18 protein-coding genes, 2 pseudogenes and 1 other annotated feature are annotated in these 19,324 nt (G+C 48.2%); of the genes and pseudogenes, 6 read left to right on the forward strand and 14 right to left on the reverse strand.

Going from position 1 to position 19,324, the window contains the following annotated elements:
- Positions 1-179: 179 nt before the first annotated feature.
- Positions 180-1,073, forward strand: coding sequence for a cation diffusion facilitator family transporter (locus SB24_RS08375; protein ID WP_007409018.1), 894 nt, complete (start codon positions 180-182; stop codon positions 1,071-1,073).
- Positions 1,074-1,214: 141 nt separating this feature from the next.
- On the opposite strand, the pseudogene SB24_RS20410 reads toward SB24_RS08375, so the two are convergent.
- The 5 genes and pseudogenes from SB24_RS20410 to SB24_RS08400 all read right to left on the reverse strand — a co-directional run.
- Positions 1,215-1,402, reverse strand: a pseudogene (locus tag SB24_RS20410) (IS5/IS1182 family transposase); the annotation flags it as partial.
- Positions 1,403-1,515: 113 nt separating this feature from the next.
- Entirely contained in the window at positions 1,516-1,680 is a 165-nt protein-coding gene (locus SB24_RS08385; protein WP_007409016.1) for a tryptophan RNA-binding attenuator protein inhibitory protein, read from the reverse strand.
- 86 nt (positions 1,681-1,766) lie between these two features.
- Positions 1,767-2,017 (reverse strand) — a binding site (T-box leader).
- 48 nt (positions 2,018-2,065) lie between these two features.
- Positions 2,066-2,458: pseudogene (locus SB24_RS08390) on the reverse strand (phosphotransferase); the annotation flags it as partial.
- Positions 2,459-2,463: 5 nt separating this feature from the next.
- The gene (locus SB24_RS08395) at positions 2,464-3,411 is read right to left on the reverse strand and encodes a glutamine utilization two-component system response regulator GlnL (protein ID WP_039252880.1); all 948 of its coding nucleotides are present in this window, start codon (positions 3,409-3,411) and stop codon (positions 2,464-2,466) included.
- Between the two features lies 1 nt (position 3,412).
- Positions 3,413-4,705, reverse strand: coding sequence for a two-component system sensor histidine kinase GlnK (locus tag SB24_RS08400; RefSeq protein WP_039252882.1), 1,293 nt, complete (start codon positions 4,703-4,705; stop codon positions 3,413-3,415).
- Between the two features lie 243 nt (positions 4,706-4,948).
- Here SB24_RS08400 and SB24_RS08405 point away from each other — a divergent pair, with 243 nt between their 5' ends.
- The 4 genes from SB24_RS08405 (at position 4,949) to SB24_RS08420 (ending at position 9,973) form a co-directional block, all read left to right on the forward strand.
- Positions 4,949-5,932, forward strand: coding sequence for a glutaminase (locus tag SB24_RS08405; RefSeq protein WP_007409011.1), 984 nt, complete (start codon positions 4,949-4,951; stop codon positions 5,930-5,932).
- A 24-nt stretch (positions 5,933-5,956) separates the two neighbouring features.
- Positions 5,957-7,393, forward strand: coding sequence for an alanine/glycine:cation symporter family protein (locus SB24_RS08410; protein ID WP_007409010.1), 1,437 nt, complete (start codon positions 5,957-5,959; stop codon positions 7,391-7,393).
- Between the two features lie 115 nt (positions 7,394-7,508).
- A complete protein-coding gene (gene mmuM / locus SB24_RS08415; RefSeq protein ID WP_033575128.1) occupies positions 7,509-8,456 on the forward strand; it encodes a homocysteine S-methyltransferase in 948 nt (315 codons plus the stop codon).
- A gap of 113 nt (positions 8,457-8,569) precedes the next feature.
- The gene (locus SB24_RS08420; protein ID WP_162624348.1) at positions 8,570-9,973 is read left to right on the forward strand and encodes an amino acid permease; all 1,404 of its coding nucleotides are present in this window, start codon (positions 8,570-8,572) and stop codon (positions 9,971-9,973) included.
- 40 nt (positions 9,974-10,013) lie between these two features.
- On the opposite strand, the gene SB24_RS08425 is transcribed toward SB24_RS08420, so the two are convergent.
- On the reverse strand, positions 10,014-11,081 hold the full coding sequence (locus tag SB24_RS08425) for a branched-chain amino acid aminotransferase (protein ID WP_033575126.1): 1,068 nt from the start codon (positions 11,079-11,081) through the stop codon (positions 10,014-10,016).
- 369 nt (positions 11,082-11,450) lie between these two features.
- Between SB24_RS08425 and gltP the strand changes: the two genes are divergently transcribed.
- The gene (gene gltP / locus SB24_RS08430; protein ID WP_007409006.1) at positions 11,451-12,701 is read left to right on the forward strand and encodes a glutamate-aspartate/proton symporter GltP; all 1,251 of its coding nucleotides are present in this window, start codon (positions 11,451-11,453) and stop codon (positions 12,699-12,701) included.
- Between the two features lie 36 nt (positions 12,702-12,737).
- On the opposite strand, the gene trhO is transcribed toward gltP, so the two are convergent.
- The 8 genes from trhO to SB24_RS08470 form a co-directional block, all read right to left on the reverse strand.
- A complete protein-coding gene (trhO, locus tag SB24_RS08435; protein WP_007609165.1) occupies positions 12,738-13,706 on the reverse strand; it encodes an oxygen-dependent tRNA uridine(34) hydroxylase TrhO in 969 nt (322 codons plus the stop codon).
- A gap of 104 nt (positions 13,707-13,810) precedes the next feature.
- On the reverse strand, positions 13,811-14,086 hold the full coding sequence (locus SB24_RS08440) for a hypothetical protein (protein ID WP_033575125.1): 276 nt from the start codon (positions 14,084-14,086) through the stop codon (positions 13,811-13,813).
- Positions 14,087-14,128: 42 nt separating this feature from the next.
- The gene (locus tag SB24_RS08445; RefSeq protein WP_015239079.1) at positions 14,129-14,944 is read right to left on the reverse strand and encodes a phosphatidylserine decarboxylase; all 816 of its coding nucleotides are present in this window, start codon (positions 14,942-14,944) and stop codon (positions 14,129-14,131) included.
- Complete coding sequence (locus SB24_RS08450) at positions 14,937-15,425, reverse strand: DedA family protein (protein ID WP_015416720.1); 489 nt, start codon at positions 15,423-15,425, stop codon at positions 14,937-14,939. The genes SB24_RS08445 and SB24_RS08450 overlap by 8 nt, the downstream gene beginning before the upstream one ends.
- Complete coding sequence (gene pssA, locus SB24_RS08455; protein WP_007409002.1) at positions 15,416-15,949, reverse strand: CDP-diacylglycerol--serine O-phosphatidyltransferase; 534 nt, start codon at positions 15,947-15,949, stop codon at positions 15,416-15,418. Before pssA ends, SB24_RS08450 begins: the two co-directional genes overlap by 10 nt.
- Before the next feature lie 476 nt (positions 15,950-16,425).
- Positions 16,426-17,580 carry a phosphoribosylglycinamide formyltransferase 2 gene (gene purT, locus SB24_RS08460; protein WP_039252885.1) on the reverse strand — a complete coding sequence of 385 codons (1,155 nt, stop codon included), beginning with the start codon at positions 17,578-17,580 and terminating at the stop codon, positions 16,426-16,428.
- An 81-nt stretch (positions 17,581-17,661) separates the two neighbouring features.
- On the reverse strand, positions 17,662-18,732 hold the full coding sequence (locus SB24_RS08465; protein WP_031378714.1) for an iron-containing alcohol dehydrogenase family protein: 1,071 nt from the start codon (positions 18,730-18,732) through the stop codon (positions 17,662-17,664).
- 72 nt (positions 18,733-18,804) lie between these two features.
- A complete protein-coding gene (locus tag SB24_RS08470) occupies positions 18,805-19,275 on the reverse strand; it encodes a helix-turn-helix transcriptional regulator (RefSeq protein ID WP_003156718.1) in 471 nt (156 codons plus the stop codon).
- Positions 19,276-19,324 lie beyond the last annotated feature (49 nt).

Below are 19,324 nucleotides of genomic sequence, written 5' to 3' on the forward strand. Positions count from 1 at the left end.
TTTAGCCCTGCTCCAACTTTTTTTCTGTCACCTTATTTATTAGTAAACAGGAAACAACCTTGCTATAGACCCACTCGAAACTGAATTGGTACGATAAGCAAAGTGATTACACAAGAAAGGATACGGAGAGCGAATCAAAAGCGCCTCTATTTTTTTGTGCAGTTTTATAGGAGGAAAAAATGACAAGTGAAAGAGAACAAATAAGCAAAAAAGTTGCTTTGATTGCATTGATAGCCAATCTGATCTTAATGGCAGGAAAGATCTTTTTTGGACTGATAGGCGATAGTGAAGCAGTTTTTGCCGACGGTATACATTCTGCAGCGGATGTCGCGGCTTCAATTGCTGTCCTGGCCGTCATCGGCATTTCTAATAAGCCGCCCGATCAAGACCATCCTTTCGGGCATGGCAAAGCTGAGGTCATCAGCGAAGCGATTGTAGGAATCATATTAGTGCTCGTTTCCGTGTATATTCTGATAGAAGCGATTTCGTCCTTTGTTGAAGGTCCAAGCATCCCGCAATACAGCGCATTGTTTGCGGCTCTGATATCCTACGCGGCTAAGCAGATCTTATATCGTTATTCGATCAAACAAGGGGAAAAATGGAACAGTAAAGCGATTATAGCGATTGCATACGATCATAAAGGCGATATCGTTGCCTCTCTTGCCGCTTTTATCGGCGTCCTATTGGCGATTATCGGGAACACACGCGGATGGTCCTATCTGTTGTACGCCGATGCAATTGCCAGTGTCATCGTGGCGTACCTCATTTTTAAGATTTCAATGGAATTAATCAGGCCGTCTGTTGACGTTCTCATGGAAAAAAGTGTTGATCCCGAACTGATAGAGGAATATAAAGCCGTTATTTTGCACTGCCCTCAAGTCAAACGGCTCGATAAAATCCGAGCAAGAGAACACGGCCACTATAAATTGCTTGATGTCCGGTTATCTTTGGATCATGATTTGACGATTAAGCAGGGACACGATATTGCCCGCGAAATCCGAAATGAAATCCAAAGACACTTTTCAGATGTTGAAGAAGTGCTCATCCATGTGAATCCTTATTTTGAAGAATGAAAAAGCAGCTTGTAGAGAAAATGATGTTTTTCTACAAGCTTTTTTGTTTTGTGCTGTTTCTTTACATATTCATTTGATTTCAGGTGCAGAAAAAGCACTCCCGCATGCCTAGCCTTGCTTGGCTGGGTATGTGGCAATCTTCCACATCATTTTGAATAAGATCAGCGGATCAAGTGAGCGCTGCAGTAAGGTTTGACCTTTTCAACGATGAAAGAGAAGTCTATGTATTTATCAATTTTTCGAAGAAGGTGATCCTCTTCGACGAGTTGGTCAAACAGAACGAATTCGGCTGTGTTTCGAGAAAAATTTCTTGTGTGGAACATGAGAATGAAAAGACACCGTTTTTTCAGTCTTTCTTTTATTTTATGACAAGAGAAACATAAAGGCTGTCGAGATTTTCTCGACAGCCTGAAGGCCGGATAACGGCCTTTTTCGTTTGATTTCACTGATCAATATGCTTTCTGATAAAATGCAGCAGCGTGTTTCCTTGAGCGGTCAATATGACGCCCTTCGCGCCGCACTTCGGACAGGGCGTCCCTTCTTTCTCCTCGCCGGTTCCTTCACAATGCGGACACGTGAGCTCAAGATCGTCGGTTGCGATCACCATGAATATCCCTCCTTTTTGATTGTCTGTCCGTCTCCAGTCACTTTCCATGGCCATCACCTCCTTAACAATACAAAAAACCCCGTCCATCAAAGGACGAGGTTTTCGCGGTGCCACCTTTATTAACGGCTGAAGAGCCATTCTCTCAAAAAGTACAGAAACACACGGTTTCAATACTCCTTTCTTGATAACGGGGAAAGAATCCCGGCACCGCCTACTGTCATTTCAGCGCAGCAATTCAGAAGCCCATTCGGCACCGGACGGGGATCGGTTCACAGCGGCCACCGGCTCTCTGAACCCCGCGCGCTGATGCGTACTTACTCTTCCTCAGCATTGTTCATCCGTTCTTTTATTTTAAAATGTATCATACGCTGTCATCCGGCGGAAGTCAATAACCTTTCGGATCGGTCAGGCCGAGCATGTCCCGCGCCATTTGCATATGCTCCTCTTGCCCCGTCTGAAGCGCGAACTTCGCCGTTTCCGCAGGGTAAGCGGCCTGCCATTCTGTCACATGCTCCTGGATTTTCGGCCAGACGCGCCCGCCTTCAGCTTCGCAGCTCTTCATCAGCCGTTTTGTTTCTTTTTCTCCTAATATCACTTGATAAAGGACAAAATCCTTGGGCGGATCGGCAACCTTTGCCTCCGTCCAATCGAGGAGACCCGTCACACGCTGATTTTCGCCGATCAAAATATGCGGAGGATGCAAGTCGCCATGGATCAGCGCGGAAAAATCAGGCCAGTACGAACTGTCATTTATCCACGTTTGCCATCTTTTCCAAAGCCAGCTTACCGGCTGCCTCCGCTGACAAATTTTGATCCTTCGCGTAAATCTTTCGCCTCCAAAAAGAAGACGTGAATGAATTTTTTCATATTCACTTTAACCGGAGAAAGCGGCACGGTTTCCTTAGCCTGCATTTCTTTCATTCTCTTGCTGACAGCGGGGAAATCAAAGAATTTCGAGGCGTAATATTCAAATTTGGGGTTTGAAAAATCAGTTGTGCCCAATGAAGCGAAATGGTTTAACGAATGAATGACGGCCCTTCTGATCCGCTGTTCCGAGGCTTTGATTTCCCTGTTAACCTCGGCTTGTGCCGCCGCAGGCCCCAGCTTCCGGATGGCGACGTTTGTAAACATCTGCTTTAAAGACGGGATGTTTCTTTCCGCCTGTTCATCCTCAAATAAATAGTGAAGGACGGCCATGAGGTCATGCGCCCCGCTTTCTCCCACGATGCCTAATTCCGATAAAAGAAATTTTCCTGTTTCTTTGATTGATTTCTCGTGCATCCCCCCCGGCCCGCTTTTTTTCGGCTCATTCCGCTGAATAAGACGGCTTAACGAGTGTTGGATGTCGCCGATCGAGGTTTCCAGTTCAATCCGCTCTTTTACTTTTCCCAAAACGGTGACGATCTCGATTTTGTTGATCGGTTTGTGGATAAAGTATTCGATGCCGAGAGAATAAGCTTCTCCCACCATTTCCTTTGCCTCCACCTGCGATATCATCACCGCTTTTCCGTTGTACGATCCCTGAAGATGCCGGATCGTCTCAATCCCGTCCCGACCCGGCATCAGCAGATCAATTAATAAAATATCGACTTGTTTAAAATGGAGATAATGCCCTTCAATCTGGCTTCCGTCCTCTGCCTCACCGACGACTTCTCCTAAGTCCTCGTCCTCGATCATCTGTTTTAAAATGGAACGGATCGCCCGGTCATCATCAGCTATAAAAAAACGCATATTATGAGTTCATCCTTTCTGCAATCAAATGCTTCACCGGCAGTTTAATCGTAAATATGACGCCTTTTGGCTTGTTATGAAAGGAAATGTCTCCTTCAAGTTCAGTTACAATTTCCTTCACGTAAGTAAGCCCGATGCCCGTTGAAGGTGTGCCGAATTCATCGTATTTGGATGTAAACCCGGGATCATAAACGACCTCTCCGATTTTTTCCGGAATGCCGGGACCGTCATCTTCCGCCTGAAATTCAGCCTTTTCTCCTTCCGTCCTGCGCAGCGCGAGGCGGATCTCACCCCTGTCTCCCATGGCTTCGACGGCATTGGCGGTCAGGTTATTTAAGATCGACAGGACGGTAAAGACGTGATAATCGGGATGCTCTCCTTCAATCACGCTCCGGAATTGAATGTCCTTGCCTAAAGATTCGGCGTATTTTTCATTGATTCGGATGACGATGCCGACCAGAGCGGCGGCATTCATGTAATCCCGGAATCTCTCATTGGAAATCAGCTTCGACAGGCCGGCGAATATTCGCTGATTGTCTTTTTTCACTTCATGAATCTCTCCCGCAAGGCGCAGCATTCGGCTCCCGAGCTCCCGGTCGTTCCCGCTCATTTCCCGATATAGCTGATAGGATTCTTTCGTCACATGCTCCGTCGTTTTCAGCGTTTTTTTCAAATGAATCGTTTCTTCATATAAGTTGGACACAATCATCAGCATGTGCTCATGCTGCTTTCTCGTTTGTTTTTCCCTGACCTGAGATTCGTGCAGCTTCATCACGTTGAAAAAACTCAGCACAATAAATGTGTGAGAAACAGCGATAACCGCAATATCCGCCAGCTTGTCCGGCATCATAATCTGCCGGCCGCCGGAAAACTGAACCGTCATTTCAACGGCATCGGACGCAATTTCAATGAGAAAACCGAGAAAACCGATCATAAGCGGCCGATCCCAAAAAAGCCTGACCTTCAGCACATAAAACAAGCAGGCATATGTAAAGTAAAAAAAGAAACTGGGATATTGGCTGAAAAAAACCTCCGTAAAGCCGGCATGCTCTCCTCCCCAGCACGCCAGGCCGATCCGGAATGCCACAACGGCTGCACCTGTCAACAGCCCTGACAATACTGCCGGCACATGCCGAAGCAGCAGCAGAAAAAAGAAAAAAGCCGGGGCGCCGAAGCTGATCCGATATACCTCATTCAGGGGGTAAAATTTCAGTTCCCCCGCCAACGGCACGGTGATCAGCATAAGGGCGAAAAGATAGCCGTCTTTTTTCAGTAAATAGTCGAGCCTGATCATAATCACTTCCTTCTTCTGTCTATTTTGAACAAGACCGATACAGTCCGCAAATTTCTTTAGACCCGAATGGCGGGACACTCCGGCTGATTTATAAATCTATCGGCTTATTTTAAGAATGATTTTGTCGTATTTTGTATGATTCTGTAGATGTCATTATACATTAACATGGAACACGCTATTTTTGAAAACGTTTTCCAAGACCGGTTTCCGCTTCGGACAGGCTTGCAATAGAGGAGGAATGTTATGAAAGATATGGTCAGAGAGCGCCTTGAAAAAGAGGAACTGGCTTCACTTTTACAAGATTGGGTCGAGCATTACCGACCGTTTTCCGTCAATGGAAAAAGCGCAAATTATATACCCGCCCTCGGAGAAATCAACGACTCTCAGCTGGGCATTTGCATATTAGAGCCGGATGGCTCAATGATTCATGCCGGTGAATGGAATGTCCCGTTCACATTGCAGAGCATCTCAAAAGTCATCAGCTTTATTGCCGCCTGCATGAACAGAGGCATTTCTTACGTGCTGGATCGTGTGGACGTGGAACCGACGGGTGATGCGTTTAATTCTATCATCCGGCTTGAAATCCATAAACCCGGGAAGCCCTTCAACCCGATGATCAATGCCGGCGCCATTACCGTCGCCTCGCTGCTTCCGGGTGAAACGGCGCATGATAAATTAGAATATCTCTTTTCCGTTTTTGAAAAATTAATAGGAAAACGGCCTCACATTCACGAGGAGGTCTTCCGTTCTGAATGGCAGACCGCGCATCGGAACAGAGCGCTCGCCTACTATTTAAAAGAAACGAACTTTCTAGAGGCGGATGTGGAAGAAACGCTTGAAGTGTATTTAAAGCAGTGCGCCATGGAGGGTACAACCGAGGACATCGCTTTAATCGGATTGATACTTGCGCATGACGGCTACCATCCGATCCGACGGGAACAGGTCATTCCGAAAGATGTCGCGAAACTCGCCAAAGCCCTGATGCTGACGTGCGGAATGTACAATGCGTCAGGCAAATATGCGGCTTTCGTCGGCGTCCCGGCCAAAAGCGGGGTATCCGGCGGCATTATGGCATTGGTTCCCCCAAGCGCCAGAAGAGAACAGCCTTTTCATAACGGCTGCGGCATCGGCATTTACGGTCCGGCCATTGATGAATACGGCAACAGCCTGACCGGCGGCATGCTGCTGAAACATATCGCACAGGAGTGGGAGCTCAGTATTTTTTAATCAAACGAACCAAGAGGTGATTGGATGCAGGAATTCCTTGAAAATGTAATCGGCTCGGCAAATGATTTTTTATGGTCAAAACTGTTAATCGTACTGCTTCTTTCTCTGGGACTGTTTTTTACGTTCAGATCAAAGGGTCTGCAAGTCCGCATGCTGAAGGAAATGATCCGGGTTTTGAAGGAAGGCGCGGCCGCCCGGACAAAAAACACCATTTCCCCGTTTCAGGCATTTTGCATCAGTATGGCGGCGCGTGTCGGAACCGGGAATATTACCGGAATCGCCATTGCGATCGCACTCGGCGGTCCGGGCGCTATTTTCTGGATGTGGATTATCGCAGTCATCGGTTCGGCTTCAAGCTTTGTTGAAAGCACGCTGGCCCAAATTTATAAAGTAAAAGATCAAAACGGATTCCGCGGAGGCCCGGCCTATTACATGGAAAAGGGCCTGAAGAAACGCTGGATGGGCGCGCTGTTCGCCGTATTAATCACACTGTCATTCGGGGTAGTTTTTAATTCCGTTCAATCCAATACGATCAGCGTCGCCTTTCAAAACGCATTCGGCACCAGCCGGCTTACATTGGGCATTATTTTAATCGTGGTTTTCGGCGGCGTAATCTTCGGCGGCGTCAAACGAATTGCGAAAATGGCGGAATACATCGTAGTCGTCTTGGCCGTTTTATATATCGGTGTCGCTTTCTTTGTCATTCTGACGAACATCACCCAATTGCCCGGCGTTCTGTCGCTAATCGTAAAAAATGCGTTCGGCATTGATCAGGCAGCGGGCGGCGCTTTAGGTGCGGCCTTGATGCAAGGTGTAAGGCGCGGGATTTTCTCAAATGAAGCGGGTATGGGAAGCGCTCCGAACGCAGCGGCGACAGCTACAACGAGCCACCCGGTGAAACAGGGGCTCATTCAGGCATTCGGCGTCCTGACGGATACGCTCGTCATTTGTACAAGCACGGCGCTTATCATTTTATTTTCAGACGCGTATCACCAGCCGGGACTGAGCGGCATCGCGCTTTCTCAGGCCGCCTTGAGCGATCATGTCGGCGCATGGGCGTCAGGTTTCCTTGCCGTCTTAATGCTTTTGTTCGGCTTCAGTGCTCTGATGGGCAACTATTATTACGGAGAAACCAATATCGGATTTTTAAGCCAGAACAAAAAATGGCTGTTCATTTACCGCATCTGCGTGCTCGGAATGGTACTGTTCGGCTGTATTTCCAAAGTCCAGCTTGTGTGGGATATGGCTGACTTATTCATGGGCTTAATGGTGGTTGTGAACTTAATCGCGATTTTCCTTCTGTCGAAAAAAGCGTTTGCCGCTTTGAGCGATTATGTCCGGCAAAAGAAAGCCGGAAAAGACCCCGTCTTTTACAGAGATGTGCTCCCTGATGATGATGGGATCGACTGCTGGGAGTATTCAGACATCGCGAAAAGTGCGAAAGGCAAACACATTTCCTAAACAAAAGGTGTTCGGGCAGCGTCCTGAACACCTTTTTTCTGCCGGTTCATTGACAAAGAGAATAGCGTCCATTACCCTTTTTATATATTTTCAGTAAAGTCAGAAAGGAAGGCCTATGAATCCCATTACACAAATATTAAATGAATACCCGGTTATGATCATAGACGGCGCGATGGCAACCGAGCTTGAGCGGATGGGCTGTGATTTACATGATGATCTGTGGTCGGCCAAAATTCTTTTGGAGAGGCCAGAACTGATCAAACAGGTGCATGCAGAATATTTTGCCGCAGGCACTGATTGCGCGATCACCGCCAGTTATCAATCGACAATTGAAGGATTTGCAGCGCGCGGCATCCCGGAAACCGATGCGATACGTCTCATTCAGACATCTGTTGAACTTGCCGCACAAGCACGCGATGAATTTTGGGCGCATGAAGAAAACCGTTTACACCGGCCCAAACCTTTGGTCGCCGCTTCTATCGGGCCTTACGGCGCGAGCCTCGCTGACGGCTCAGAATATCGCGGGCATTACGGACTGACGGAGGATGAGCTGATCAGCTTTCACCGCCCCCGGATGAAAGCCCTTATAGAATCCGGCGCCGATCTTTTGGCCTGTGAGACCATTCCGTGCCTGTCAGAAGCAAAAGCGATCACAAGGCTGCTGGAGGAATTCCCCGGCACTTATGCATGGATCAGCTTCAGCGCCAAAGACGGACGGCATATCAGCGAAGGCACGCCAATTTCCGAATGCGCGGCCCTGCTTGACTCCTGCAGCCAAATCGCAGCGATCGGCATCAACTGCACACCGATTGAACATATTCCGCCGCTGATAGAAGAAATCAAACGGTCAGCATCCAAACCGATTATCGCCTATCCGAACTCCGGCGAACAATATGACCCAGTGACAAAAACCTGGAAAGGCGCAGCGTGCGAAAACCATTTCGGAAAAAGCGCGCAAGGCTGGTACGAAAACGGCGTGAGCCTGATCGGAGGCTGCTGCCGGACGAAACCTGCGGACATTCAGGCCATTGCCGATTGGGCCAAGACCTTAAAAACAACTTGACTAATCGGAATAGTTTGTATATTCTATTCAAAAAGCCGGTTCGCCGGAATCTCGTGCCGTTCGCCGGCATGAGATTTTTTATTAGGACGGCCCTCGCAGAAAGTTGGAAAACAATGAACAACAAGAACGAGACGAATTTTCAGAGAAGTATGAAAAGCAGACACCTCTTTATGCTATCACTCGGAGGTGTGATCGGAACGGGGCTGTTTTTAAGCTCTGGGTATACCATTCATCAGGCGGGTCCGGCGGGCACCATTTTCGCTTACCTTTTGGGCGCGGGCATCGTCTATCTTGTCATGCTTTGCCTTGGTGAACTGTCAGTGGCCATGCCGGTGACGGGCGCATTCCACACCTATGCGAAGACCTATATCGGGCCGGCGACGGGCTTTACGGTCGCATGGCTGTACTGGCTGACGTGGGCGGTGGCGCTGGGCTCTGAATTCACGGCGGCCGGGCTTTTCATGCAGCGTTGGTTCCCGCATACTTCAGTTTGGATGTGGAGTGCGGTATTCGCTCTTTTCATCTTTTTATTAAACGCCTTCTCCGTGAAATTTTTTGCTGAATCGGAGTTTTGGTTCTCAAGCATTAAAGTCTTAGCCATCTTACTGTTTATTTTATTGGGCGGAGCGGCGATGTTCGGCATCGTCCCGATGAAAAGCGGTGAGGCCGCACCTATGCTATCGAACTTTACGGATGGCGGCAGCCTTTTTCCAAATGGCTTTTTCCCGATACTGATGACGATGCTTTCAGTAAACTTCGCTTTTTCAGGGACGGAATTGATCGGAATCGCCGCCGGGGAAAGCGCCGATCCGGAAAAAACCGTTCCGCGCGCCATTAAGACCACAGTCTGGCGGCTGGCGCTTTTCTTTATCGGAACGATTTTTGTGCTGTCAGGGATGATCTCCATCAAGGAAGCCGGTGTGATTGAAAGCCCGTTCGTCACGGTATTTGACAGAGTCGGCGTGCCTTATGCGGCCGATCTGATGAATTTCGTCATTTTAACGGCGCTACTGTCTGCGGCCAATTCAGGGCTGTACGCGTCATCACGTATGCTGTGGTCCCTGTCTAAAGAAGGGGAGCTTCATCCCGCCTTTGCCAGGCTGACCTCTAAAGGCATTCCTTTTAACGCTCTGATCTTCAGTATGATCGGCGGCATTCTGTCGTTGTTGTCAAGCGTATTTGCAGCGGATACAGTCTATCTTGTTCTCGTCTCCGTCTCAGGATTTGCGGTAGTGGCTGTGTGGATGAGCATCGCCGCATCGCAATTTTTGTTCCGAAGACGGTTTCTTACAGAAGGGCACCAGCCTTCAGACTTGAAATACAGGACGCCGGGATATCCGGCCGTACCGATAGCGGCCTTTCTCCTGTGCCTCGCCTCCTGTATCGGCATCGCTTTTGATCCGAACCAGGCCATCGCCCTTTATTGCGGAATTGCATTTATGGCCGTTTGCTACACCGCTTATTACTTGAAAAACCGGAAAAGCAGAGCCCGCGTGCAAGCCGTAAAATCCCAATAACCAAAAAAAGAACCCTGCAGCGCAAGGGTTCTTTTTTCATTTATACTTCAACCACCCACCTGAACGAATCCCGCACCTTCCCGACTTGGATGCCGGCAATCGTTTCATAGAGCCTTTCTGACACTTCACCGATCAAACCGTTATTCAGTTCAATCGTTTCTCCGTGAATGTGCAGCGCGCCGACCGGCGAGATGACGGCCGCGGTTCCCGTACCGAATACCTCTGACACCTCGCCTCTCATCGCAGCCTCATAGATGTCATCAATGGCGACCTGTTCTTCCCTTACGCGGATGCCCCAGCTTTTTAACAGCTCTATCACAGATGCGCGTGTGATGCCCCCGAGAATACTTCCGTTTAACGCCGGCGTTACGGCCTCTCCGTTTATGATGAAAAAGATATTCATACTCCCTACCTCTTCGACATATTTCTTTTCCACCCCGTCGAGCCAAAGCACCTGATCATACCCCAGTTCTTCGGCTTTCCGCTGAGCCTGTAAGCTGGCCGCATAATTTCCGGACGTTTTGACGTCGCCCACTCCGCCGGTGACGGCACGCACATACTCATCCTCCACATAAATTCGGATCGGTTTCAGCTGATCGCCGTAATACGAACCGACAGGCGTCAGAACAACCATGAACTTGTAACGCTTTGACGGCCGGACGCCTAAAGAAGGCTCAGTCGCAATTACAAACGGACGGATATATAAAGAGGTTCCTTTTTCTATCGGTATCCATTCCTGCTCCAGCTCCACCAATTGTATCAATGCCTCCAGTGCCAGCTTCTCGTCAAGAGGCGGCATGCTCATCCGCCGTAACGATTTATTCAGCCGTTTTATATTTTGGTCAGGACGGAACATCAACACCCGTCCGTCTTCTGACCTGTAAGCCTTCAGCCCTTCAAATACGGCCTGCCCGTAATGGAAAACCGATGCGGAAGGATCCAGATGGACCGGTTCATAAGGGGTGATTCTCGGATCATGCCACCCTCTCTCCTCTTCGTAATCCATGACAAACATGTAATCTGTGAAGTACTTGCCAAACCCCAATGAAGCGGAGTCCGGTTTTTCTTTTCTTGCTGTGACCTTACGTCTTTCAATCAGTTGATTCAACAAAAGCACACCTTTCTTATAATTGTTAAAATTTTCAGTCTTTTATAAGCTGCCTGTTTTCTCTGCCTGAATCGTGTATGCACAGATATATGAGGATGCAGTTGACCGTATCATATCAAATATACCACTTATAAGGGGATAATTATCAAAATTTTTGATATTTTCAAACGAAAATCTAACTTTATTTTATTCTGCTTGATTTTTTTCAATGAGGACTTTCTGTCATATTGAATGATTGCGCTTACATAATGTAAAGCAATCCTTTCTTTCGCACAGTCAATCATGTGACAAATTTATGGCGGATAGGAAGGTGGTTGCCGCCTGCTTCACGAATTACGTATGAAATGCGCAAGTAAAAGGGGGATTCGCTTGAAAAAATTTATCGCATTCCAGATTTTGATCGCTTTAGCCATCGGAGCATTGATCGGCCATTTCTTCCCGGATTTCGGGATGGCGCTGCGGCCCGTCGGAGACGGATTTATCCGCCTGATTAAAATGATTGTCGTGCCGATCGTGTTTTCAACCATTGTCATCGGAGCCGCCGGCAGCGGCAGTATGAAAAAGATGGGCAGTCTCGGCATCAAAACGATTATTTGGTTTGAAGTGATTACGACGCTTGTTCTGGCGCTCGGTCTGTTATTGGCGAACGTGCTGAAGCCGGGAGTCGGACTTAACCTCTCTCATCTTGCTAAAAAAGATATTCACGAGCTTTCCGGCTATACGGAAAAAGTAGTCGACCTGAAACAAATGCTTCTTGATATTATCCCCGTTAACATCATTGACGTCATGGCGAAAAACGATCTTCTCGCCGTCATTTTTTTCGCGATTTTATTCGGTGTTGCCGCAGCCGGCATCGGCAAAGCCTCCGCACCTGTCATGAGTTTCTTCGAATCCACGGCAAATATTATGTTCAAGCTGACGCAAATGGTAATGGTCACCGCTCCGATCGGCGTTCTCGCCCTGATGGCCGCCTCTGTCGGGCAATTCGGAATCGCGCTTTTGCTTCCGATGCTGAAGCTGATCGGCACTGTGTTCCTCGGGCTGTTCCTGATACTCTTCGTTCTGTTTCCGATCGTGGGGCTTATCTTTAAAATCAAATACTTTGAAGTGCTGAAAATGATTTGGGATCTGTTTTTGATCGCTTTCTCCACGACAAGCACAGAAACCATTCTGCCTCAGCTGATGGATCGGATGGAGAAATACGGCTGTCCGAAGCGGGTCGTCTCCTTTGTGGTTCCGTCAGGTTTATCGCTGAACTGTGACGGCTCAAGCCTCTATTTATCGGTGTCCTGTATTTTTCTGGCGCAGGCGTTTCATGTAGAGATGCCGCTTTCTCAGCAGCTTCTGATGATGCTTGTCCTCGTCATGACAAGCAAAGGCATTGCCGCCGTCCCGTCAGGCTCACTCGTCGTCCTTCTGGCGACAGCGAATGCCGTCGGTCTCCCCGCGGAAGGCGTCGCCATCATTGCCGGTGTCGACCGCGTCATGGACATGGCGAGAACCGGCGTCAACGTGCCCGGCCATGCGGTCGCCTGCATCGTCGTGTCCAAGTGGGAAAAAGCATTCAAATATAAAGGACCCGTCACGGCAGACCAGACCGCCCGGACAGAAAGTATGTAAACACAAAAAAGACCACCTTATTGGTGGTCTTTTCTATTAATCAATCGCCGCATGATCCTCTTTCTCAATCAAAGCAAGGCGTTCATTGATTTCTTCCTGAGTCATTTCGTGCTCTTTCACATACATGTTGCGTTCGTTCGTACGGCATTCGTGACTGCAGCTGCGCATGTATTTGTATTCATTCTCAGGTGTGCAGATCATTTTTTTATTACATGCCGGATTTGCGCAGTTCACATAACGCTCGCACGGCTCGCCCGTGAAATAGTCTTTTCCGATGATAACGTGCTCTACGCGGTTGACCGGTACGCTGATTCTTTCGTCAAACACGTAGCACTGTCCGTCCCACAGCTGCCCTTTCACTTCAGGATCTTTACCGTAAGTGACGATACCGCCGTCAAGCTGGGACACGTCTTCAAAGCCCTTCTTCAGCAGCCAGCCGGAAAATTTTTCACAGCGTACGCCGCCTGTGCAGTACGTGAGGATTTTTTTGCCTTCAAGCATGTCTTTATGCTCTTCAATCCAGTCCGGCAGCTCACGGAACGCCTCAATATCAGGTCTGACCGCTCCGCGGAAATGACCGAGATCATACTCATAGTCGTTTCTGGCGTCGATCACGATCGTGTCAGGATCCTGCATTTGCTCATAAAAGTCTTTCGGTTTCAAATGCTTGCCCGTCGTGACATTCGGATCAACATCATCTTCGAGACGAAGCGTCACCAATTCTTTTTTATGGCGCACAAACATTTTGCGGAATGCATGTCCGTCAGCCTCGTCAATTTTGATCGGCATGTCGGCAAAGCGCGGATCAGCTTTCAGCGCATTCATGTATTGTTCCGTCTGTTCAACCGTTCCGGACACCGTACCGTTAATGCCTTCCTCAGAAATCAAAATACGGCCTAACAGACCGAGCTCCTTACAAAACTTCAAATGCTGAGCCGTGAACTCCTCAGGCTCATCAATCTTTACATATTTATAATAAAGTAAAACTCTATATTGTTTTTCCATGATTTATACACCCTGTTCAATTATATTAATGATCGCACACTCTACTATATCATACAGGAAAACGGGCGAAAGATGAACATTTCCGTCCGTACTCTTTCTTCCAGTCACGCTTCGCCTTTTAAAACCTGCTGAAAATAAAACCGATATGTGTTGCGCAAAAAGGTCTCAAGCGAAAGGCCGGCCGCGGTCTGATACTTGCCGATAATAAACGGAAAACGGTCACGGCCTTTTGCCCGCAGAAGATCGGCGCTGTCTTCAGCCAGTTCTGAGATGAGCGCCTCAACGACAGGCCGGCATGCGTCCCGCACGGCTTCAAGCATTTGCTGATCCCCTGTATGCCGGTACTGTTCTATCAGCTTTGCCAAATCCTTTTCTTCCATAATGTTCACTTCCTTACACCATATAAAAAAGAGGAGCAGCTTTTATAAAGCGGACGCCTCCTCCTGTGACTCCGCATAACCGATGATCTGGCCGACCTGTAATTCACGGCCTTCAGTCAGGTTATCCGAAGGGGTAAACATATCTTTCTCGAATACTAAAATAACGGTCGATCCAAATGAAAAATAGCCCAGCTCTTCCCCCGTCTCAAGCCTGTTTCCGGTGTTTGTCTGAACGATCGAGTTAATATTCATCGCACCTACCGGAATCATGAGCATCTGCTGGTCAGCACGGGTCAGCTCGTACACATAACGGTAATTTTTTGAGAGCACGTCTTTCCCGTACTTTAACCCCATCGTATTAACGGGATAGGAGCGTTTCCCCAGCTCGGCCAGCTTCTGATACGTGCAGCTGACGGGAGAATGGAAGCGGTGGTAATGTCTCGGGCTCAGGTAAAGCACGGCAAAACACCCGCCGTTATACTTGTGATCGGCGCTTTTAAACCCCGTCAGTTCGGCGAACGAATAATCCTTCCCTTTTACCATGAAAGTTTGATTAGGATTAATCATGCCCACCGTCTGAACGACGCCGTCCACCGGGCTGACGATGGCGTTCTTCTCTTTTGCCACGGGGCGGAGATTCAAATTAATATCACGAATGAAAAATGACGCCAGTGAATCAAAGTCAGAAGCCGTGCGTTCCGTTTCATTCCAGTTAATGCGATAGTGTTTGGAAAACAGCGGAATCATCGGCTTGCTCAGTTTCGATTCACAGAAGTTTTTAATGAGATAAGACGTCAATCGATTATTAGTCAGTTCAATCAATGAACGGTAAAGAACTTTAGCGGCAGTATTAAACATTGATTACTCCTATGAATTTTCCTATAGTAATAAAAATAAAACACCATAAAAACGCTCCGATGGCGGCGAAGCATAAGTAGGTTTTGAATTCCATTCTGCCGATTCCGGAAAAGTAGCAGGTCACGTGTCTGATGCCGGGGATGAAATAACCTAAAATAATGGTGTACGGCCCGTACTTCTTCATCCACCTGTCTACTTTCTCCATCCTCTTTTCCTTCAGGCCGACCCATTTCCCGAACTTATTAATAAACGGCCGGCCGGCTTTTCTGCCGATGAAGTAGCTGATAATCATCCCAAGGAGCGCTCCGATAAAGCTGATCAGAATGGAGAGCCCGTAATTCAGCACGTTTATATGAGCGAAGTAGCCCACAAGTGTCATCATGACTTCATCCGGAATAGGCAATCCGATAATACCGAGTGTCAGCATAAGAAAAATCGCGATATATCCGTAATCGGATATTAATTGCTGAACTAATTCCATCTTCTGCTCTCCAGGTTTTCAGGCGCCTGTTTTTTAAAGTGCGGAAATTTAATGTTGCTGACCATTAAATAACCGAGCGCGATCGTTCCCGCCCCCAGAAGAAAAGCGTTATTGATAAAGCTCAAAATGACAAGACACATACCCGCAAACGGAATCGGCATCCCGATAAACGTCGGCAGCTTGCTTTGTTCAATATTAAATCTGGAAAGACGGATCATCCCGCAGATGCTGTAGGAAAGCGCGATTAAAATTCCGATGAACGGAATCGTATATAATGAAACACTGTAAGCGAGCATAGACGGCGCCACGCCGAACGTCACGAGATCAGCAAAAGAGTCAAGCTCCCTTCCCATCTCCGATACCGCGTTCAGCTTACGGGCGGCCAAACCGTCAAAGAAATCAAGAAACATCCCGGTGAAAATAAAGATCACCGCAGAGTGTATATTATGATACAAAAGGGAATGAATCGATAAGAGCCCGCAAATAAAATTTCCAATTGTAATCATACTAGGTATATAATTCACAGTTTACACAAACCCCCAATTAAAACCATATCAAATCGGACTGCGTATGCATAAAGGCTCCATTTTACGGAAACATAAAATGAAATTCTTTCAATGCTATCATTCAAATTCTTTTATTATACAGCATTTGGTGTTATTTGAACAATCTAATCTGGTGATTTTTGTTTTTTCGCCGTTCATATTAAGGTAAGCAATCATGCATGCCTCTATTCCGGATTACCCTGCTTCAATATTCCATGCCGCGATCCGGATTGTCCGTTCTTGATGAATGAAAAGCCGTATGATGTATTGTTATTTCCTTCTCCGTGAAATGAGAACATTACATATAACGATTGCGGACATAAAAAGTTTCATGAATTCAAAAGCCGGCACAAAACGGCCTCATACATTATCTCACAACCCCGTTTTCCAGTATATAGTCTGCCAAACAAAAAAGGCGCCTTACCATTACGGTAAAAACGCCTTTTAAGATCATTTTATGTAATTGATAAATGGCTGAGTGCTTCGGCCGCTCTTTCCCTGGCTTCTTCAACGGTCTCAGCTGCAGAAAGCGCAACCGCCATACGGCGTCCTACTTTCGTGACGGGTTTACCGAATACGCGGATCTGAGTGCTTTTTACTGCCAAAGCTTTCTCCAAACCTTCAACCGCATAATCAGCAAGCTCTTTTGGCGCCTTCAGCGGACGGCTTGCCCCCGGCGACAGCTGAATGATTTCCGGAATCGGGAATCCCAAGACCGCGCGGACATGCAGCGCAAACTCTGACAAATTTTGCGTTACAAGCGTAACGAGCCCCGTATCATGCGGACGGGGAGACACCTCGCTGAAATATACTTTATCTTCAGTAAGGAAAAGCTCCACACCGAACAAACCGTATCCGCCGAGCTCGTCCGTTATGCTTTTCGCAATGTGTTTCGCCTCTTTGATCTGCTGTTCCGTCATATGATGAGGCTGCCATGATTCAATATAGTCACCGTCTTTTTGTTCATGTCCGATCGGCGCGCAAAAGGACGTACCGTTCGCCGCACGCACTGTCAGAAGAGTGATTTCTGATTCAAACGGAATGAATTCCTCAACGATGACCCGGCCGTTTTTCACTCGGCCGCCTTCCATCGCCATGTCCCAGCAGCTTTTCAGCCCGGAAGCCGAGCGGCACACGCTTTGCCCTTTTCCGGAAGAGCTCATCAGCGGTTTTACCACGCACGGAAAGCCGATTGTTTCCGCCGCTTCTTTAAATTCTTCATATGTATTCGCGAATTCATAGCCGGCAGTCGGAAGATGAAGCGTCTCTGCCGCAAGCCGTCTGATGCCTTCACGGTCCATCGTCAGCTTTGCCGCACGCGCATTCGGAATGACGTGAAAACCTTCTTCCTCAAGCTTCAGCAGCTCATCCGTCGCAATGGCTTCCACTTCCGGCACGATCAAGTCCGGTTTTTCTTTCTCAATGACTTCTCTGACCTGCGCTTTATCAAGCATATCAATCACATAGCTTTTGTGCGCGGCCTGCATGGCGGGAGCATGCTCATAGCTGTCAACGGCTACAGTGACAACCCCGAGCCGTTGCGCTTCAATGACGACTTCTTTCCCCAGCTCGCCTGATCCTAATAACAACATCTTCTTCGCCTGATACATGTCCTTTGGCCCCTCCCTTTCTATACCCCACTCATTATAACGGAAATATTCAAAAAATAAAGACAAGATAGATGACAAGCTCTATCCTGTCTTTTGCGCTGATTCGAGCGATTCAATCGCCGCTGACACGTCCTTCTCGCAATATTGCCCCATTAAACATAACGATTCTTCCGCCCGGCAGGCGTGAGAAGCAATGCGGCGCTTGGCTTCCTCATGGTTGTCAAGGATGCCGAGATCACAGAGGCTGACGGGGAAACCGAGCCGGAGGTAAAACGGAAGCAGCTCTTCAATCTCAGGTCTCCGATTCTCAAGCGCGAGCTGCACCAATATGCCGTAAGCAACCTTCTGGCCATGCAGCACCTGATGTGTCTCCTGAAGAAAACTGAGTCCGTTGTGGACCGCATGCGCCCCTGCCATCCTGCACAAACGGCCGCCATACCCGCCGACCGTTCCCGCAAGCATAATGATCGTTTCCGCCGTATGGATGAACGGCACGGACAGCTCGCCTTTCTCCATGCTTCCGACGGCCGCTTCACTGTAACGCAATAACAGATTACGGATATATTCCGCCTGTCTCAGCCCCGCCTGCGCCATCAGCGGCGCCGCCTCCTCCGTATTTCTGATGACCGCCTCAGCCTCATACCATTTCGCCAGCGTATCACCGATCCCGCTTTTCATATATTCAATGGGAGAGGAAAGCAAAAACAGCGGATCAACAAGCGTCAAATAGCTTGAACGCTTATGATAATCAACTCTGATAAAATTGCCGCTCTCATCATATATGACACTCAACGGCGTACTTGCCGCACACGTCCCCGCAATGGAAGGAACCATCACAGCTTCAATATCAAGCCGGTCTGCCGCCGCTTTTGCCAAATCCAAAATCGTGCCGCCTCCGATACCGATGATCACATCCGCGTCTTCCGCCTGCTCACAGACCTTACGCACCGCCTCAGGTGAACAGTATCCTTTATGCTGAATCACATCCCAGGAAGAACCGCCGCTGTAATCGGAGAACGCCTGATAGGATTTGATTCCGGTCACAATAACGGGTTTTCTGAATGTCTCCAGCAGCCCCGGAAGTTCTTTTGCGATTCCTTCCTTGCATATGTACTGATTCGGGCCGCTTCGGACGATATCTTCAGGCTTCATTCGAATCTCTCCTTTGGCTGGAATTTATATATATTTTCCCACTTATCAGAAAATACATCAACCGGAGGTGCGTCAGCGCTTCGCTTCTTCCGCCTCCAAAAACAGCTCATCAAGCCGCTCCAAAGCCTCTGCCTTTTCAAAACTGCTGAACCACAGATCATCATAGGAATCAAGGATGCGGTAATGGTGGGAAATCAAATGCTGCTGCAAGCGGAACTCGCCTTTTTTCTCGATGGCTTTCCACCACACCTTGCCGCCCATCGTCTTCCCCTTCGGCCTGTCAATTGTGCGGTGAGCAACCGTTTCAATGACTTCCAGCGGATCATCTCCTAATACGGATTGCAGTGTTTCACTTGATCTGAAAAGCGCGCAAACCGCCACAACGTGCGGCCATTCCGCAAGCGCCCGCCCTTTCTCAATCTGCACCAGCGACTTTTTAGAAAGGCCGATCACGTCCGCCATTTTCTCTTGCGTATAGCCTCTCTCCGACCGGATTTTCTTCAGCTGGACCGAGACAAGCTCAGTCATATAATCTTGATCCATCTCAACCTCCATATTTATCAATATAGCCATTTTACACCGCGGCACGCCT

This window comes from Bacillus sp. Pc3 (assembly GCF_000815145.1).
GTDB lineage: Bacteria > Bacillota > Bacilli > Bacillales > Bacillaceae > Bacillus > Bacillus velezensis.

Excerpts from the sequence above, each read along its gene's own strand:
- SB24_RS08375 (WP_007409018.1), top strand. The coding sequence starts at position 180 with ATGACAAGTGAAAGAGAACAAATAAGCAAAAAAGTTGCTTTGATTGCA.
- SB24_RS08385 (WP_007409016.1), bottom strand. The coding sequence starts at position 1,680 with ATGGTGATCGCAACCGACGATCTTGAGCTCACGTGTCCGCATTGTGAA.
- SB24_RS08395 (WP_039252880.1), bottom strand. The coding sequence starts at position 3,411 with ATGCGTTTTTTTATAGCTGATGATGACCGGGCGATCCGTTCCATTTTA.
- SB24_RS08400 (WP_039252882.1), bottom strand. The coding sequence starts at position 4,705 with ATGATCAGGCTCGACTATTTACTGAAAAAAGACGGCTATCTTTTCGCC.
- SB24_RS08405 (WP_007409011.1), top strand. The coding sequence starts at position 4,949 with ATGAAAGATATGGTCAGAGAGCGCCTTGAAAAAGAGGAACTGGCTTCA.
- SB24_RS08410 (WP_007409010.1), top strand. The coding sequence starts at position 5,957 with ATGCAGGAATTCCTTGAAAATGTAATCGGCTCGGCAAATGATTTTTTA.
- mmuM (WP_033575128.1), top strand. The coding sequence starts at position 7,509 with ATGAATCCCATTACACAAATATTAAATGAATACCCGGTTATGATCATA.
- SB24_RS08420 (WP_162624348.1), top strand. The coding sequence starts at position 8,570 with ATGAACAACAAGAACGAGACGAATTTTCAGAGAAGTATGAAAAGCAGA.
- trhO (WP_007609165.1), bottom strand. The coding sequence starts at position 13,706 with ATGGAAAAACAATATAGAGTTTTACTTTATTATAAATATGTAAAGATT.
- SB24_RS08440 (WP_033575125.1), bottom strand. The coding sequence starts at position 14,086 with ATGGAAGAAAAGGATTTGGCAAAGCTGATAGAACAGTACCGGCATACA.
- SB24_RS08445 (WP_015239079.1), bottom strand. The coding sequence starts at position 14,944 with ATGTTTAATACTGCCGCTAAAGTTCTTTACCGTTCATTGATTGAACTG.
- SB24_RS08450 (WP_015416720.1), bottom strand. The coding sequence starts at position 15,425 with ATGGAATTAGTTCAGCAATTAATATCCGATTACGGATATATCGCGATT.
- purT (WP_039252885.1), bottom strand. The coding sequence starts at position 17,580 with ATGTATCAGGCGAAGAAGATGTTGTTATTAGGATCAGGCGAGCTGGGG.
- SB24_RS08465 (WP_031378714.1), bottom strand. The coding sequence starts at position 18,732 with ATGAAGCCTGAAGATATCGTCCGAAGCGGCCCGAATCAGTACATATGC.
- SB24_RS08470 (WP_003156718.1), bottom strand. The coding sequence starts at position 19,275 with ATGGATCAAGATTATATGACTGAGCTTGTCTCGGTCCAGCTGAAGAAA.